This window comes from Glaciecola petra (assembly GCF_031846345.1).
Lineage (GTDB): Bacteria > Pseudomonadota > Gammaproteobacteria > Enterobacterales > Alteromonadaceae > Glaciecola > Glaciecola petra.
This window is the reverse complement of the sequence record NZ_JAVRHX010000001.1, coordinates 437,445-454,590: the sequence shown is the minus strand read 5'-3', so window position 1 is coordinate 454,590 and position 17,146 is coordinate 437,445. Positions and strand designations below refer to the sequence as shown.

Annotated in this window: 13 protein-coding genes; 10 read left to right on the top strand and 3 right to left on the bottom strand. The window is 37.8% G+C overall.

Features of this window, described 5'->3' with window-relative positions; translation table 11 throughout:
* Window positions 1-83: 83 nt before the first annotated feature.
* Together RM552_RS02015 and RM552_RS02010 are read right to left on the bottom strand one after the other, a co-directional pair.
* Complete coding sequence (locus RM552_RS02015; protein ID WP_311367125.1) at window positions 84-671, bottom strand: acyltransferase; 588 nt, start codon at window positions 669-671, stop codon at window positions 84-86.
* Complete coding sequence (locus RM552_RS02010; RefSeq protein WP_311367124.1) at window positions 668-1,903, bottom strand: TIGR03087 family PEP-CTERM/XrtA system glycosyltransferase; 1,236 nt, start codon at window positions 1,901-1,903, stop codon at window positions 668-670. Before RM552_RS02010 ends, RM552_RS02015 begins: the two co-directional genes overlap by 4 nt.
* A gap of 275 nt (window positions 1,904-2,178) precedes the next feature.
* On the opposite strand from RM552_RS02010, the gene RM552_RS02005 reads away from it, so the two are divergent.
* The 10 genes from RM552_RS02005 (at window position 2,179) to RM552_RS01960 (ending at window position 15,662) form a co-directional block, all read left to right on the top strand.
* The gene (locus RM552_RS02005) at window positions 2,179-3,165 is read left to right on the top strand and encodes a polysaccharide deacetylase family protein (protein WP_311367123.1); all 987 of its coding nucleotides are present in this window, start codon (window positions 2,179-2,181) and stop codon (window positions 3,163-3,165) included.
* Window position 3,166: 1 nt separating this feature from the next.
* Window positions 3,167-4,999, top strand: a complete 1,833-nt coding sequence (locus RM552_RS02000) for a carbamoyltransferase family protein (RefSeq protein WP_311367122.1) — start codon at window positions 3,167-3,169, stop codon at window positions 4,997-4,999.
* A 1-nt stretch (window position 5,000) separates the two neighbouring features.
* A complete protein-coding gene (locus tag RM552_RS01995; protein ID WP_311367121.1) occupies window positions 5,001-6,149 on the top strand; it encodes a GNAT family N-acetyltransferase in 1,149 nt (382 codons plus the stop codon).
* Between the two features lies 1 nt (window position 6,150).
* Window positions 6,151-8,736 (top strand): hypothetical protein, encoded by a 2,586-nt coding sequence (locus tag RM552_RS01990; protein WP_311367120.1) that lies wholly within the window; start codon window positions 6,151-6,153, stop codon window positions 8,734-8,736.
* Between the two features lie 7 nt (window positions 8,737-8,743).
* The gene (locus RM552_RS01985; RefSeq protein ID WP_311367119.1) at window positions 8,744-9,715 is read left to right on the top strand and encodes a glycosyltransferase family 2 protein; all 972 of its coding nucleotides are present in this window, start codon (window positions 8,744-8,746) and stop codon (window positions 9,713-9,715) included.
* A 34-nt stretch (window positions 9,716-9,749) separates the two neighbouring features.
* Window positions 9,750-10,463 carry a GDSL-type esterase/lipase family protein gene (locus tag RM552_RS01980; RefSeq protein ID WP_311367118.1) on the top strand — a complete coding sequence of 238 codons (714 nt, stop codon included), beginning with the start codon at window positions 9,750-9,752 and terminating at the stop codon, window positions 10,461-10,463.
* Entirely contained in the window at window positions 10,450-11,577 is a 1,128-nt protein-coding gene (locus RM552_RS01975) for an acyltransferase family protein (RefSeq protein WP_311367117.1), read from the top strand. Before RM552_RS01980 ends, RM552_RS01975 begins: the two co-directional genes overlap by 14 nt.
* Before the next feature lie 19 nt (window positions 11,578-11,596).
* On the top strand, window positions 11,597-12,970 hold the full coding sequence (locus RM552_RS01970) for an O-antigen ligase family protein (RefSeq protein WP_311367116.1): 1,374 nt from the start codon (window positions 11,597-11,599) through the stop codon (window positions 12,968-12,970).
* 11 nt (window positions 12,971-12,981) lie between these two features.
* On the top strand, window positions 12,982-14,136 hold the full coding sequence (locus RM552_RS01965; protein ID WP_311367115.1) for a glycosyltransferase family 4 protein: 1,155 nt from the start codon (window positions 12,982-12,984) through the stop codon (window positions 14,134-14,136).
* Window positions 14,137-14,228: 92 nt separating this feature from the next.
* Window positions 14,229-15,662 (top strand): oligosaccharide flippase family protein, encoded by a 1,434-nt coding sequence (locus RM552_RS01960; RefSeq protein WP_311367114.1) that lies wholly within the window; start codon window positions 14,229-14,231, stop codon window positions 15,660-15,662.
* Between the two features lie 60 nt (window positions 15,663-15,722).
* Here the strand turns inward: RM552_RS01960 and RM552_RS01955 are convergent, their stop codons facing one another.
* Complete coding sequence (locus RM552_RS01955; RefSeq protein ID WP_311367113.1) at window positions 15,723-17,069, bottom strand: hypothetical protein; 1,347 nt, start codon at window positions 17,067-17,069, stop codon at window positions 15,723-15,725.
* Window positions 17,070-17,146 lie beyond the last annotated feature (77 nt).

Sequence of the window (17,146 nt, the reverse complement as noted above, 5' to 3'; positions counted from 1 at the left end):
AACTGTTATTATTAAAGTTGTAAAAATAACTGACACTTATTTTAGCTTTGTTTGCAATAAGCATATGTTGGCTGGAACCGGCTTTAACTTCTAGTTTTAATGATTCTAGCTGGGTTACCCGCGACTATAGAATTGTCCGGTATTTTTTCGATTACCACAGAGCCAGCAGCTACTACACAATTATTGCCTATGTCGCTCATGATTAAAGCACTATTGCCAACCCAACAATTTTGGCCAACTATAACTTTAACAAAGCTACCACCTTGCTCCCTAATAGGTATATCGAGTTGATCAAAATTATGTTGCCCTTTACCGCTCATGATATGCACACCGCTGCCTAAAAGCGTATCTTTACCTATTGCACACTTACCAATATTGCACTGTGGGCCAATGTATACCCCAGAACTGATATCAATATCTGTTTGCGATAACAAAACGGCAAAAGAAATGACCACATCGGGAGAGCAAGCCGCAAGAGTAAAGCGATAAAACCCCGCTCGCAAATAAACGCCGACCTTACCGGGAACTAAACTCAACAGTTGACTATAGCCACTGAGCAGTGAATCTGGTGTGAAAATGAATGACAGCAGATAATAGCTGAGTGTTACTGGCGCTATTATCAATGCCGACAATATTTGCACTATGTTTTTAATAGTGTTGCGTAAGCTCATTTCGCATTAAGCCGGTTATGATTATTGTCATCCGAAATCAAAGGTTCACCAATGGCAAGCGTCTGCGTCAAGGGCAATAATACTGATTCCCACGCATAGTTATTATTTATTGTTTCCAAACCGTTATATCCAATTTTTGATCTTAACTTAGCGCTTTTAGCCAATGTCAGCGAGAGTTGTTCAAAAGCTTTTGCATCCTTTGCGATTAATATGTCTTCTTTATCTTTACACATGATTCCTTCGGCACCAAGCGCAGTAGATATAACTGGGATTGCGCTTGCCATTGCTTGTAATACTTTATTTTGCACTCCCCTCGCTATTTGGAAAGGCGCGACAAAAATGTGTGACTTATCAAAATACGGCTTTATATCATCAACAAAGCCAGTAACTTCAATATTATTGTGTTTAGAGAGCGCTTTAATGGACTCAGTAGGATTCATACCTGCGATAATTAGTCTAGCATTTGGAATTTCTTGCTCAATGCCCGACCAACAGTTTTTTATAAACCACAAAATGGCATCTATATTGGGTTTATAGTCCATAACACCGCTAAACAAAAAGTTGATTGTATCAATAGGTTTGCTCTCACAGGGGTTAAAAAGACTTTGATCAATACCATTCCCTAACACGAGTATATTATCTGTTTGATGAACCCGCTTTTGAAAAAGTTTTTTTTCTGTTTCAGCAATGACAAATGTTCGCGTAAAACGTTCAGAAATCTCTCGCTCTAGCTCTTTGACTTTAGTCGCTTCACGGCGATACACGAGTTTTTTAATAGCGCTTGATTGCACAGAATATTGCATCCATTTATCAGAATCAACATCCATAAAATCCATCAACAACTGTGCTTTTTGGTCGGCAGGCAGAGCAAATGCATAAGGAGCCAGCGATGAAGCAGTTAACAAAACACTATCAGCATTTGTTGATTCGAGTAAAAACAGCCCCAACAAGTCATTTGAATAAAAGTTAGCTTCACTAAAAGATTGCCTGAGCAGAAGTGCACGCGCCAGTCGTAAAGGTTTAGCAATTAAAGGTGCCGTTTTGACAGTAATGTCAAAGTGCTTGGCGAGTTTTTTTGCGTTTTTTACATCATCGTCATTTTCAGTAGGTGCCAATACCAGCACACTGTGGCCTTTTCGAATAATTTCTTCAATTTGGTGAAATGTTCTAAGCTTCTCACCTTTATTAGGTGGATATGGGACCCTGTGGGCTAAAACAACAATGTTCGCCATTCATGTTTTCCTGTGGCTGTTTATTCGCCTAAATTGCTTAATACTGATCGCATCCAATTTACATATTATTTATAATAAACATAAGCTTACATACACTTTTATCATTAAAACACTATATATCCAAAGTTTAGGGAGTTTATTCATGTAAAGAAATATTGAGGTTTTCGATAATCAAGTTGATTTCTTGCAGCAAGTCCTTTAGATTACCCGCTTTCGATTAATAATGCTAGCCTCCAGTTAAGCGGCTACACATTGCAGGTTTTTATAAATTCTATATGAGAATGCATCAAGGTAATATTATCGAATTCGGTGAAGATACTCAACCAATGCTTATGGTAGTTGTCGACACCGAAGAAGAATTTGACTGGAATGCTCCCCCTGACCGCTCTCAAGTGGGTGTCAAACATATGGAGCAACTTCATCTTACACATGATATCTGTGTAGATTTTGGCCTATCTCCTTGTTACGTAATAGATTACGCAATAGCTAATCAAAAACCATCTATCGACGTCTTGAGCAATTATCACCAATTAAATCAATGCGAAATTGGCGCCCATTTACATCCATGGGTTAATCCGCCTTTCGAAGAAACACTTTCTACGGCAAATATGTATCCAGGAAATTTAGATGCTAACCTAGAACTCTATAAACTGAAAAATTTACAGGCCAAAATAGCAGAGAATTTTGGCTTTACGCCACATATCTATAAAGCAGGTCGATATGGATTTGGGCCAAATACACTAAAAACCTTAGAGAAATTAGGGTTCAGCATTGATCTTTCTTATTGTCCGCCGATAAACCATACAAAAGATGGTGGGCCAAATTATAGTTATATAGATTCATTGCCTTTCGTGTTCAATGACAGCAAAGTGTTAGAAATTCCTATTTCAGGTGGCTTTACCGGTAAATTGGGTAATCTATCACGCTCAATGTTTGATTTAGCAAAAGAATTAGAAAATTTTAGGGTGCCTGGAATTTTAGCTCGAACCCAACTGCTTGACCGTTTGATACTGTCACCAGAGGGCTATACCAGCGATGAACATATTAAATTAACTAAACATTTATTTAATAAAGGACACCGATTGTTCACTTGGAGCTTTCATAGCCCTACAGTTATTCCGGGAAATACCGATTACGTAACTAGCAAACAAGAACAACAGGTTTATCTCGATAGCTTTAAAAGGTTTTTCGATTTCTTTTTTAACCAATTAAATGGTCGTGCAGTAACGCCGACCGAAATCTACGCAATGACGGAGAAATAACATGATTGTGTTGGGCATTTCCCCACTAGACAAAGACGCTACTGTTTCTATAGTAAAGGACGGTGTAGTGCTGTTCGCTGCAGGTGAAGAACGCTTCACTCGGCAAAAACAACAAGATGGTTTTCCGTACAAAGCGGTAGAAAAAGCGCTTGAATATACTGGTATCAAATTAGAAGAAATTGATAAAGTCGCTTACGCATTTTTAGATGCTGACAAAGAAACTGAAATATTCACCAAAAACGTTCAAGACGAAAAAACGTTTATAGAGTATTTTGACGAGCCGGACGTCTCTGCCCTGATCAAAGAAGCTAAACAAAAAGTACCTGTTCGCGACAAACCTATCCATGGACTGCAGAATCCGAATGAAAAGATGGATAAGAGCATGCTACACAATGCTTATTATGCAATGTCTGGAAAAATGAACTTTTTCTCAAAAAAAGCAGCCATTGAAGGTACTTCAAAATGGGCTGAAGATGCTAAAGAAGGCCACAAACGTTGGCAAAAAGAATTACTCAAAGGGCTATCAAAGCTTGGTTTAAGCGACAAGTTATCGCGTATTGACCATCATTTATCACATGCTGCAAATGCATATTTGTGCAGTGGTTTTGACAAAGCACTATGTATTACATTAGACGGCTATGGTACGGGCTTAGCTGGTTCTGCCAGCATTGCCGAAAACGGCCGTATAAAGCGCTTACAAGGTGTTCAATATCCGCATTCTTTAGGTACCATGTACGAACATGTTACTTCTAGTTTAGGATTTAAACCAAGTCGCCACGAAGGTAAAATCGTTGGCTTAGCATCATATGGTGATCCAGATATTCTTACCCCAATTTTACTCAGCCGTATAGAACAGCGGAAAGGTGATTTTAAGATTTATCAGGCTAATAATGTATTTTTGTCGCGTTTATTGGCATCTGAATTTCCAAAAATTGATGTCGCTGCTGCTTATCAAAAAGTCTTAGAAGTTGTTGCTGCGGAATTCGTGAAATATTGGGTTGAACAAACGGGCATGACAAACATCGTATTGTCCGGTGGTGTTACCGCTAATGTGAAGCTTAATCAACGTATATTCGAGGTGGATGGTGTAAACGAAATTTTTGTCTATCCGAATATGGGTGATGGCGGCTGTGGCACTGGTGCGGCCTTGTATCTATCAAACAAAGCCGAAGTCAAAGAGTCAATCAGCAATGTTTATTTGGGGCCAGACTTTTCGGATGACGAAATTCAGGTCGAGCTGGAAAAGGCAGGTCTAACTTTTACCAAGCCAGAAAACTATGCTGCCGAAGTCGCAAAAGTTATCCATGAAGGTAATGTTGTTGCTCGATTTGATGGCCGTATGGAATATGGTCCGCGCGCATTAGGTAACCGTTCTATCATGTATCACGCGAGAGAACCTGAAGTAAACCAGTGGCTTAATAAGCGCCTCGGTCGAACAGAGTTTATGCCGTTTGCGCCAGTAACGTTGTATGAGAAGCGTGAAGACTGTTATATCAATATCAAAGGTGCTGAACACGCGGCCGAATTTATGACCGTTACTTTTGATTGTACTGAACAAATGAAAAACGATTGTCCTGCAGCCGTTCATGTAGACGGTACAGCACGTCCTCAATTGGTAAGACGCGAAGTCAACCAAGGGTATTACGACATATTAAACGAGTATTATAAATTAAGTGGTATACCAAGCTTAATTAATACAAGCTTTAATATGCACGAAGAACCCATAGTCTGTAGCCCACACGATGCTGTTAGAGCTTTTCTTGACGGCAACCTCGATTACCTAGCAATAGGTGGTTTTTTAGTTAAGCACCCAGAGCAAGCCAGCTTTAACTAAATTGAATGATTATCAAGTCGAAATAAAATCAAACATCGACGCGGCTGAAATGGCCGCGCTCGGTGATGATTGGTGCAGCCTACAAAGCCGCGCTAAACATCGCTTTTTTATTTCGTGGCATTGGATGCACACTTGGTTACTCACAATCTCTCCACACGTTTCCATTATCACGATTCGACATCAAGGTACCGTTGTGGGTTTGTGCTTACTTTGTTTCAAAGACAGTGCTCGACACAAAGTAATGTCTGTAAAACAATGCTTTTTGCATGAAACAGGCGACCCCAATAGTGACCAACAATGGATAGAATATAACGATTTTTTAGTAGATGATAATCACGCAGAATATGTGTATCCGCTTATGGTTAAAACCCTAACCGAAGCATTCCAGTGGGATGAGCTTCTTTATGGAGTTGCATCTGCAGAGAAAGTTAGGCAATTGGCTGACATTAGCGGATTACACTTAGTGATACGCTGGGAAAGTGAAAGTCATGGCATCGATTTGGCTAAACTTAGAAATGAACAGCCTGACTATTTAAGTTCCTTATCAAAAAACAAACGCTCACAGATACGCCGCAGTATTAAACACTATGAAAAACAAGGGTCCATAGAGATACATCATGCTAATACTGTTCAAGAGGCAAAAACAACTTTTGCTGAAATTAGCCCTTTGCACAGGGAGCGATGGGGCGTTGGATATCAAGAAAGCGGTTTCGCAAACCCTATATTTTGTCAGTTTCACCAAAGTTTGATAGAACGAAACTGGTCGAGCGGCTATATTGATCTTATCAAGATAAGTTGCAACAAACGTGCTATTGCCTATTTTTATAATTTTATTTATCAAAATCGCGTTTACTTTTATTTAAGTGCTCTGCAGTCGGAAAGTGATAATAAACTCAAGCCTGGCCTAGTAGGACATGCGCTTTGTATTCAGCAATACTTAGATGCGGGAATAGATTACTACGACTTTATGGGCGGCGGTGAGTCTTATAAAGACAGCTTGGCGCAACGTACTGGTAAATTTTATCGTGCGACCTTACAAAAACCAATATTCAAACTAAACTTAGAACAAACGCTTAGAAGCGCAAAAAATACTGCCCAAACTAGTATGAAACATCTGGCTAGTAGCTTACAAAAGACTAAAGGAAATTAGCATGACGATCACTGCAGTCACTGTTACGGAGCCATCGGGTTACGCTAGGAAACAGCAGCATCTTCGTTTTAGTCTGCCTCTTGAAGCAAGCTTATTAAAATTAGAAGCTAGTGGCACGCTCGCACTTCAAACATGCGTAAGAATCTCTGATAACGACAACGCACTTGTCTTTCAAGCAGTTCCACTGACATATTGGCAAGATGGCTCCGTAAAATGGTTACAATTCAGCACGTTTGTCGATATTGGTGCTAATGAAAGTAAGTCATTGAAAATCGAAATTAATACCGATGAAAATGATGCTTTTGATGAGAGCAACACCATAAAAAGTTCAAGGCAAGACACCTTGCATCAGCAGTCACAAATAAGTCCTAATTTCGCTCCAAAGGGACCATTGAACCTTCTACAATTTAATGACAATAATGAATGTGTCAAACTTGAAGGCAATTGTAATATTGATATTAATGGGCATAAACACACTGCGATTATTGACAATATACGTCACAAACAACAAGCGTCTATTGGTACCCCGTTTGTTTCAGTGGTAAATCTTAGCGGGAGCTTTATACCTGAAGATTTGTCCGCACCAACTTCGTCGATAAAATTTGAATGCGAATACACAATTAATCAACAAAACCGACACATTGCAACCGCTTTTACTCTGCATAATCCCGAAGCTTCAGAACACCCAGGCGGATTATGGGATTTGGGGGATAAAAATAGTGTAGAGGTCATCGATTTATGTTTTCATTTTGTTTCAAAGAAGACAATTTCTATTGATTTAACAAACACCGAAGATCCTGAGTCAGGCGTACCACAAAAGTTAGAACTTCCGGTAATACTTAGCCAACTTAATTCTGGTGGCGAAAAATTTGATAGTATTAACCATGTGGACAAACATCAGCGCTTGAGCAAAACGGAAAAAGGATACAAACTAGTAACAGCTAATCATGAGTTCAGAGGCCAACGCATAAGCCCAACGTTTAGTTTAATTAGTGAGTCGAAACAACATATTCATCATTTGAAAGTGCAAGATTTTTGGCAAAACTTCCCCAAGAGTATTTCGATCAAAGACAATGAGTGCATTGTTAATTTATTTCCTAGTCATATAGAACTTCAACCCGGTGAAAAAAAGACACATTATTTTGAGCAATTGTTTGGTACTGATGCTGCTACAAATATTTCCCAAAATAGTTTGATTTGTGCGATCAAGCCTGATTGGATACAGAAAACAGGTGTTCTGCCATTTTTTAGCCCTACTAGCATTTCCCATCCCTTAAACAACATTGTTAAAGAGCAAGCTTTAGAAGGGTCACATAATTTCTTCCAAAAACGAGAAGCGATAGACGAATATGGATGGAGGCACTTTGGCGACCTCTATGCAGATCACGAAACCAGTCGACAAAAAGACGAAAATATTTTTATTTCACATTACAACAACCAGTACGATCCAATATTTGGATTTATGCAGCAATATTTGAAAGACAATGATATTCGCTGGTTAAACCTGGCCTATGACTTAGCAAAACATGTGTTAGATATTGACATATACCATACAAATAAAGACAAGGCCGAATACAACAATGGACTTTTTTGGCATACCGATCATTATAATCAAGCACATACATGTACTCACAGAACATTTTCCAAACATCAAAGTGAAGCTGCATATGGTAATCAGCAAGGTGGTGGCGGACCTGGTGGGCAGCATTGCTATACAAGCGGCTTAATGTTGCATTATTGTATGACAGGTAATCTTGCTTCAAAACAGGCGGTATTGAAACTGACAGAATGGATCACTAATGTCTACGAAGGCTCAGGTTCAATATTTGAGTTTTTATTGCGTTTTAAAAATCGCCATTTTGGTGATTACCGCAATGTGGTAACCAATAAATATCCTTTCGATAGAGGCTCTGCAAACTACGTTATAGCACTTCTAGATAGTTACTATGTAAGCAATGATAGTAACTATCTAACACGAGCAAGAAAAGTCATTGAACATACAATAAGTGCTGATGATTTAATCGAAGAGCGTGGACTTGATAACCCCGAAACAACATGGTTTTACATCGTATTTTTACAAGCTTGTGCGCGCTATATTTTTGTTAGCCGTCAATCTAAGCTCGATCAGTTGGATGGCAATGTGCTCAATGCATTTTGTAAATATATTGAGTGGATGTTAGAGCATGAAAAACCGTTTTTAGAATCTGCCGAAAAACTAGAATTTGTTAATGCTACTTGGGTGGCACAAGACACTCGTAAAGCTTGGTTGTACGACGCTTGCTTGTGGCTAGATATCATACCCAAGCAAAAACAAACTCTCCTGCAAAAGAGCCAATTCTTCAAAACTTACATCGTAGACTATCTAAACGCATCAGACGAAAAACACTACACTAGAATTTTGGTGCTATTGCTACAGAATGTTTCCGCATTCGAAGCAAACAGTGCAATTGAATATAGCCAGAAGAATACTATGCCCATTAACGGGCAGGCAATAAAATACGATACACTCACAGGTAATGTTTTTAAACTGTTGAAACGTTTTTCGCTAAAACGAGAAGTGTCTTGGTTAAAGAAACGCCTAAGGTAATCGCCAAATGTCTTCAAAGTTAGATCAAGCAAATACTCAACATAAACCTGACCTAAAAGTGTCGTTTGTTATTCCACATAAAGGCAGAACTGAGCTTTTAGAAGAGACTATTTGTTCCATAGACCAGTTAAATTACCAAGGCGCTTACGAAATCATTGTGGTTTCGAAAAACCAAGGATTGGTGCTTGCTACTGCAACGACATGCAAGTTAACTGTTATTGAGGCGCCGGAAGAATGGAGTATTTCTAAACAACGTAATGAGGGTGCCGCAAAAGCCAAAGGTGAGTTTATTGCGTTTATCGATGCTGACGTTGAACTCAAACCTGATTGGATTCAAGTCATGCTTGATAACTACAACCAAAACGTATCAATTTTAACCTCACCACAAATACCATGCATCAATGCCCCTGCGACCGAAGTTGTGCGCTCTGCCTTACAAAACCTTTCTATTCAAGGAAATCCTGATTCACTCGCGGGTAGCAATCTGTTTTTAAGTAAATCCATATTCTTGCAAACACCTGGCTTTCCTGAACATTTAAGCACTTGCGAAGATGTGTTTTTTACCGCAAGCGCGGCATCTATCAAGCCACTAATGGCCACATTTAAGACATCACATATTCATTTAGGTGAAGACAAATCACTCATTAAGCTTCTAAAAAAAGAAATATGGCGAGGGCAAGCTAATATTGCTTCACTTTCTGGAAGAAAAATCCCTTTAAGTGAATATCCAAGTATCATAGCCCCATTAATGGTTGTATTTGGCACTCTAGCAAGCTTAGTTCTCATTATTTTTGGATTTGGGTCGTTATCTTTAATAGCGATATTACTTGGCATATCTCCAATCGTAGCATATAGCTTGCGCCTATTTATTAAAGCAAGGACTAAACTAAACTTTGTACATACTTTTAGTTTTTATGTTTTTTACTTTTTTGGACGAGCATTAGGCACTATTAAAGGAGCCATAAATGCCATATTTTAACTTCATCCACTTGAATATTAGATAACGAGCTAAAATGCTTAAAAAAACATTCATTATTTATATTCTTTTAATTCACGTGTTAGTTGCCGTACTGGTGATTAAAACAGATACTTATCATGCCATTATGTTGAAGCTGGGCAAGCAACCTACAAATAGTCAAACAGAACATTACATCAATTCATTGTATGCTTTTCAAAGCTACCTTGACCAGCAAATAGAAAGTAGTCACGATTTTGTAGTGGGTGATAGTATTGGGCAAAGTCTCAATACAATAAATTTAGATTCACCTGTTATTAATTGGGGAATTGGACACAACACTTCCCAGCGTTTGTTAGAAAAGATAGCGAGTTTATCTTCACTTAAAAATGCACGTAGAGTGATTATTTTTATAGGAATAAACGACCTAAACGCAAATCGTTCAGTCGCTGAAATAGTTGAAAATAGTAGGGGTATTTTAAAAATGCTATCTACCAATACACAAGTGTTTTGGGTATCAACTTTTCATATGGCTGAGGATAGGCATAATGCGGAGCTAATTAATAATCGCGTTACAAAACTTAATATAGAAATGAAAAACGTAAGCCAAAATGACCCACGTGTTACCTTTTTAAATATCAATAGTGAGTTCAGTCAAAATGGTTATCTGAAAAAAAAATATGATCGCGGAGATGGCTTACACATTAATCGCGATGGATATCGTGTCATTACTGAATGGATAAATAGAGAAGTATTAAATGCAAGCGAATGATAAACGTTACTTGACTCAATTGACTTGGTTACGAGGCATAGCCGCAACACTAGTTGTTGTAGCGCATAGCGTCAGAATGGCAGAAGACGTTTATCTCGACACACAAACATCCACTGTTATTGGCTTTATTCGTTTTTTCGATTTAGGCACTTTTGGCGTCATGTTATTTTTTGCATTAAGCGGTGCAACACTTTATTTTAGCAATAAACATGTACATGGTTTGCGTGGATTAGCACAGTTTTATGTCAAACGTTTTTTCCGCATTTGGCCAGCGTTTGCCGTCTCACTTTTTATCTATATGGCTTTTATGCCAATTTTTCAGACCTATTATGTTACTCCAAGAGACAATTGGATAGAGTCTCAGTTTTTAAGCGATTGGAGCTTTATAGACTTAATGGGTTATTTGACTTTAACCTTCAACATTCAAGGTCCAAATGGACTTTTCAATAACGCATATTGGAGTCTACCGGTTGAGTTTCAATACTATTTAGTGTTTCCCCTACTAGTATTATCGATGCGTTACACTAGTATCTTCGGTCCCATTGTAATTGCAGTGGTAAGCTATATTGTGCATCGTGAAGGTTATATCAGCATGGAGAGCACTTGGGTTTTCATGCTGGCTTTTACCTTTTGTTTTGGTATTGTTTTTGCGTACCTTTATGAACGTATCAAGATACGCTTGCATGCAGCATTAGGACTTTTGTTGTTCGCTTGTTTTTTTATTGCATGCACTCTAACGCAACAAGGATACATCGATTTTGGTACTTTACCGGTTATTTCAAACCCTTTCGGATTCAATGGAATATTTGGTTTGCTGTGCATGGGCGCTTTGTTATTTACTAACTTTACATTTGATAAAGGCCATACCTTAATAAAACCGTTCTATTGGTTAGGTGAAATTTCATATAGCCTTTATTTGTATCACAATTTGGTGATAGGCGCTTTAACGATAATTTGTATACAATTCGCATGGCCAACAGTGTTAGAGTCGGCCACTTTAATATTTTTGATTGTTATGCCTATAAGCATGATAATAGCCAAAATATCTTATGAGACAATTGAAGTATCAGGCATTAAACTCTCTCGTAACATAGCTAAAAAACTATTGTCATGACTACTTCGAGAACCAAACAATGTTAACGATTGTTCTATTTTACTTAACTTATTTAGGAGGTATTGCAGCCTCCCTAGTGAGATATCCTGTTCTCGCATTTGTTACTTATCAGGCAGTATATTTTTATAACCCTAATGAACGCTGGTGGTCAGCGTCTATTCCCGCTTTAAGTTACTCGTTTTTTACTGTCGTGGTAATGGGCTTAGTATTTATCTTTCATATAAAAAGCACCAATAAGAATAAACTTTTACAAATACCTCAGTTTCGATGGGCTTATGCGCTAGTTGCATGTTTTGCTTTCTCATATTTTTGGTCACCCTACCCAGGTGGCCATGCTTATGCAGTCGAAACATTTGTCAAATTGATGATAATCATATCTATTGCTTACAAACTATGCGATACCCCACAAAAATTAACGTGGGTATTATGGGGGCATTTATATGGTAGTTGGTATATTGCATATTTGGCTTTTCAAGTAGGTAGAAATAGCGGTAACCGTGTTCAAGGCATAGGCACAGTTGATTCCCCAGATGCAAACGGTATTGCAGCTGCGATAGCACCTTCTATAGCACTAGCTTTGTATTTTATTTGGCAGTCCAAAACCCTTTGGTTAAAATTTGCTGCTGCTATTTGTGCGGTATTTGTTGCCAACGCGTTGATACTTATCAATAGTCGTGGTGCAATATTAGGTGTTGGCGTATCTGTGTTTTATCTATTTTTTGTTATGTATTTCTCAAAAGTTCGCTCCACTCGACAAAAGGGATTTGTGATATTAATGCTGATCTCCGGCCTTGCTGGTGGCCTCAAACTCGCTGATGATTCATTTATAGAGCGAATTGAATCAATGTTTGTATCAAAAAAGGAAATCGATTTTACTCAGGAATCTGGCGCAACACGGTTTTTATTTTGGAAATATGCCTTTGATATGGCAAAAGATTATCCATTTGGTGCGGGAGCTCGTGCCTTTGTGTTCTACTCGCCTTCTTATATACCCTTAGACGTAGGTACCGGAGCCTCTCGCAACAGAGCGGTCCATTCAACATGGATGGAAGTGCTCACTGAAGCCGGTTTTATTGGTTCCTTTTGTTTTGTTATGATGCTTTGGACAACCTATAAAACTCTAACGCAATGCGAAAAGAAATTTAAATTAGAGGGTGATATTAAAAACTATTACCTTATTATAGTGATAAAAGCATGTCTTATTTGTTTTATGGTATCCATGACCTTTTTAAATCGTTTACGAGCAGAAATTTTATATTGGATGGTGCTCTACTCAGCTTGTTTGTATAATATTTACATATTAAAAAATCATTCCGAAATAGAAAAACCGGTAGACGAAACCAAATTACCTGAGCCTCAAGACAAAGCCTCAGAAAATTTAACTTTCAAATAGCGGAGTCAATCTTGGCAAAACTTGCTCTTATTAGGCCACACCCATCAGTACAAGACATACAGTTTTATAACTCACAAGAAATTGGCTTAGCCAACGCACTTGCTGAACTGGGTCATTATGTCGATGTTATTTGTATCGGCCCTAACAATAAATTTGAAAAACAAAATATAGCAGAATTTGAAAACGGAAGTGTCAGCCGTATATTATTACCTTACAAAAAACTACCAATAATCGACCTCATTTACTTCCCTAAGCTCAGTTCATTTTTGCACGAACAGCAATATGAATTTGTCCATGTAAATGAATTCAACGAATTTGTCACCTATCAGGTAAGTCGCTTTAGTAAGAAACACAAGGTGCCTTTTGTATATTATCAAGGCATGTATAAGCAATTTCCTGGCAAAATTTATTCTTTATATCAAATAATTTATGATTTTTTCTGTCTGCCATCAGTAAAACGACACACAAGCATTGCTCTTGCAAAAACTTCTTTTGCTGAAAAGTATATTCAAGAAAAAGGATTTACTAATACTAAAGTGATACCAGTCGGCTTAGATACAAAAAAACTGGTATTGCCTGATACTCACGAACAAGATTTTGCCGCTCGTTTTGCTATACCTACTGAGCACACCTTAGTTATTTACATTGGCAGTTTTGAACCGCGTAGGAATATCGAATTACTTACCAACATTGCACAAACACTGAAAGATGAACCCATTACATTCTTGTATATTGGTGAGGGCGAATTACTGGAAGGCGCAAAACAATTTAAACAAACACATCAACTCGAAAATTTGCTTTTGCCGGGCGCTATTCCGCAATCGGAGCTAGCCGCGATATATGAAAGAGCTCAAATTGTCTTATTGGCAAGCGATTATGAGATTTACGGTATGATTTTGCTCGAAGCAATGTACTTTGCAACAGCAGCAATATCGACACTAAATGCAGGCTCTGTCGACCTTATTAATGATGATAATGGTTGCATTATTGAATCTAAAGATCTTCAAACTTGGTGTGATAAAGTAAAAGAGTTATCTTCATCAACTGAAACGATAGGAAATATGTCTAAATATGCACAGGTTTTTGTACAAGACAATTTAACTTGGGAAAAGGTAGCGGAAAAATATCAAGCTGAAATACTCGACCCCAATTTAAGTGAAAAATAGATGCTTATTGAACACTTTATCTTAACCGAGAAAAAGCGCACTTGAGAACAGAAAAGTCTCTCACAAGGAGCGTATTATCAAGCTCGGGGCTAATGCTCTTTGCGCGCATTCTACAAAAATCATTAGGCATTATCAGCCTCATTATTTTAGCACGTTTGTTAACACCTGAAGATTACGCCGTTATTGCTATATGCACTTTCGTCCTCTATTTAGGTGAAACTTTATCTAGCGTTGGTAGTGAATCATTTATTGTTCGGAAAAAAAATGTTTCAGATGAAGACCTTAATACAGCTTTTACCCTCGATTTCATTTCAAAGATAGGAGTGTGGTTAGTCACTGTAGCGCTTATACCTGTTTTAGTTTATTTATTAGATGGCTATCAGGAACTGGGGCTGGCCCTGTTTTTCAGTGCGAGTATTATTTTTATTAACGCTTTTAAAAACCCTGGTATCTATGTATTAAATCGCGAATTCAAATATTCGGGGATTTTTACAATCCAAGTTATCCAAAAAGTGGTGTCATTTATAATCATCATTTCATTAGCCTTTATTTACAACTCTTACTGGGCATTGATCATTGGTGACATATTTTTTGCTTTAATTTTTGTACTTGGATCATATTTTATTTCACCTTATAGACCTAAATTTTCCCTAAGCGGCCTCGCTAAACAATGGGCCTATTCTAAATGGATCATGGTCAGCGGTATTATTGGTTATTTAAGAGCTCAATTGGACACCTTAGTGGTCTCAAAGCTTTATGCACCAGTGATAGTGGGTAGATACCATCTTATTAAACAAGTCTCTATGATGCCAGCAAGTGACGTTTTGGGGCCAGCTTTGGTACCGCTAATGACGTCCTACTCTAAAGTTAAAGAAAACCAAGAAGATTTAGCCTATCAATTTAATTTGAGCGTGTATGTTACGTTAGTCTTTATTACGCCGATTTGTTTATACATGGCTAGATATTCAGACCTTATTATAGAAGCGGCATTGGGTGCAAAATGGATCGATTCTGCACCTATTATGAGTATTATGGCTATCATGCTGTTTTCATACGGGATCAATCAATTGCTTGGGCCCATATGTATGGTGAAAAACAAAGTAAAACAACTTTTCATTTACGATCTACTCAGTTTTATTTTTGTTTTCATTGCCTTAGTTTATTTACTTTTTAATCACCTTGATATTGCCGATTTTACCCTGTTTAGAACATTAGCTGCTTTTATTCCAGTTTTTATTTTCTTATTTTATATTAACCGCTTGCTTTCAATCAGTGCAGGCAAAATGTGTAGTCTCCAATTACCCATCATTGTCATAAGCATGATTACTTTAGCTGTAATAGAGCTTGTTTCTGACGAGCTTTTTGAAAATGCCTTCTTTAATTTATTTGTTCACGTAAGTATTTATTTCGTTATCTATGCATCAAGCCTATGGCTATTAACTAGTCTGCAAAAAGATGTGCATAAAGAAGTAGAACACTTCCATCAATTGGTAAAACGATTTGTTATTAAATTGAAGAACCATTAAAAAAGGCACATATCAATCAAGACATGTGCCTTACAACAATTCATTGTCTAATAGCTTTTTTTAAGTACTAAAGTAAGCCAAAATGTCATTATGCACTTGACTAGGTTTAACGCGCCCTTTTTCCGGATTAGGTTGCCCGTTTGAGGCTTTAAACCAATACAAACCAACTGGATTATGCATTCCTGTTTTAACTTCATTCATTCGGTAGAAAGCATCACCAAAAGAAAATTTTTCATCTGGATTGGTTTCATCAAAATAAACGGCGTTTTCCGATACTAATTTGGTACAACGGCATTGAATAAGAAGTATATTCGCCTCTCTACTAAGCAAAAACATGTGATCAGACCCAACATGGAAGTAATCATTACTATCCATGACATACTTACTCAGTTTCTCTTCAAGATCGATGGCGGATTGCTCATCTGCTAATTCTAAATGAAACTGCTCTGCCATTATCGGTTTGTACTTCGCATTCTCGGGAACACCAAATTGTTTTCTGAAGTGTTCTTGGCTAGTGATATGATAATAGTGTCTTTCGTTCTTCACGTAGGGCTCTTGGCTTAGCGCAGTAGTAAACACTATTGCTGTTTCTTCGCCAACTAACTCACGTAGTTTGCCCAAAAGATAATCTGTATTTTTGTATGCAAGACGAATAGCATCTTTGGTTTCATGGTTGATTTCAGCACTTGTATGTGAAAACTTTTCTGGCTCAAAATCTTTCCAATAATGGTGTTGAAAATGCGCGACTGCATTTGAAAAAAAAGTGGCAAATTCGGGGTTATCTTTTCGATAATGATATTGGAAGATATCAAGCTGAATCCTATCTAGCCACATAGCCCGCTTCCAATCATCTCTTTTAAACAGTTTTTCTTTAAGAATTTGACCAAATAAACCAAACAAAGTGCTCACTCTGACACCTTGCTTTAATATCGACTTGGCAAACTCAAGTTGTGAAATAGACTCAGACCCACTATGACTATGCACAGATTGACTGACAAATTTATAGTAATCGTGCATGCCTTCGTCGTGTGTCGGTTGGATGTCTGTGCACCAAGGGTCGGGTAAAAATCTACCTTTGAACACTGAAGAGTATTTAGCATTCATACTTCCACAAATCCAATTTTTGAGACCATATTTTTCAGACAATATATCCCAAGTAAATTGCCCTTTAAAATCCTTGAGTTTATTTAGCTCTTTAATACCATGTTCTTGCCAATCCTGCCCTGTATGCAAATCCAACCACTGCACCCAAGGGTTAAGATCTTCTCCTTTTGCATCGGTTTCAGTTTCCATTGCCAACGAGTCCTTCCTTAATTTCTCAAAATTAGGAAGCTCACCTTCACTAATGAAACGCTCTATCAATGGCGGGCAAAGCTCATTAAATTCCAAGACGAGCATTTTTTTCATATTTACTTCCTCGTTAAACTAAAAGACGAACACTAAGCGTCATATTTACTCTTAAAGAACCACTTACAACATAAAAC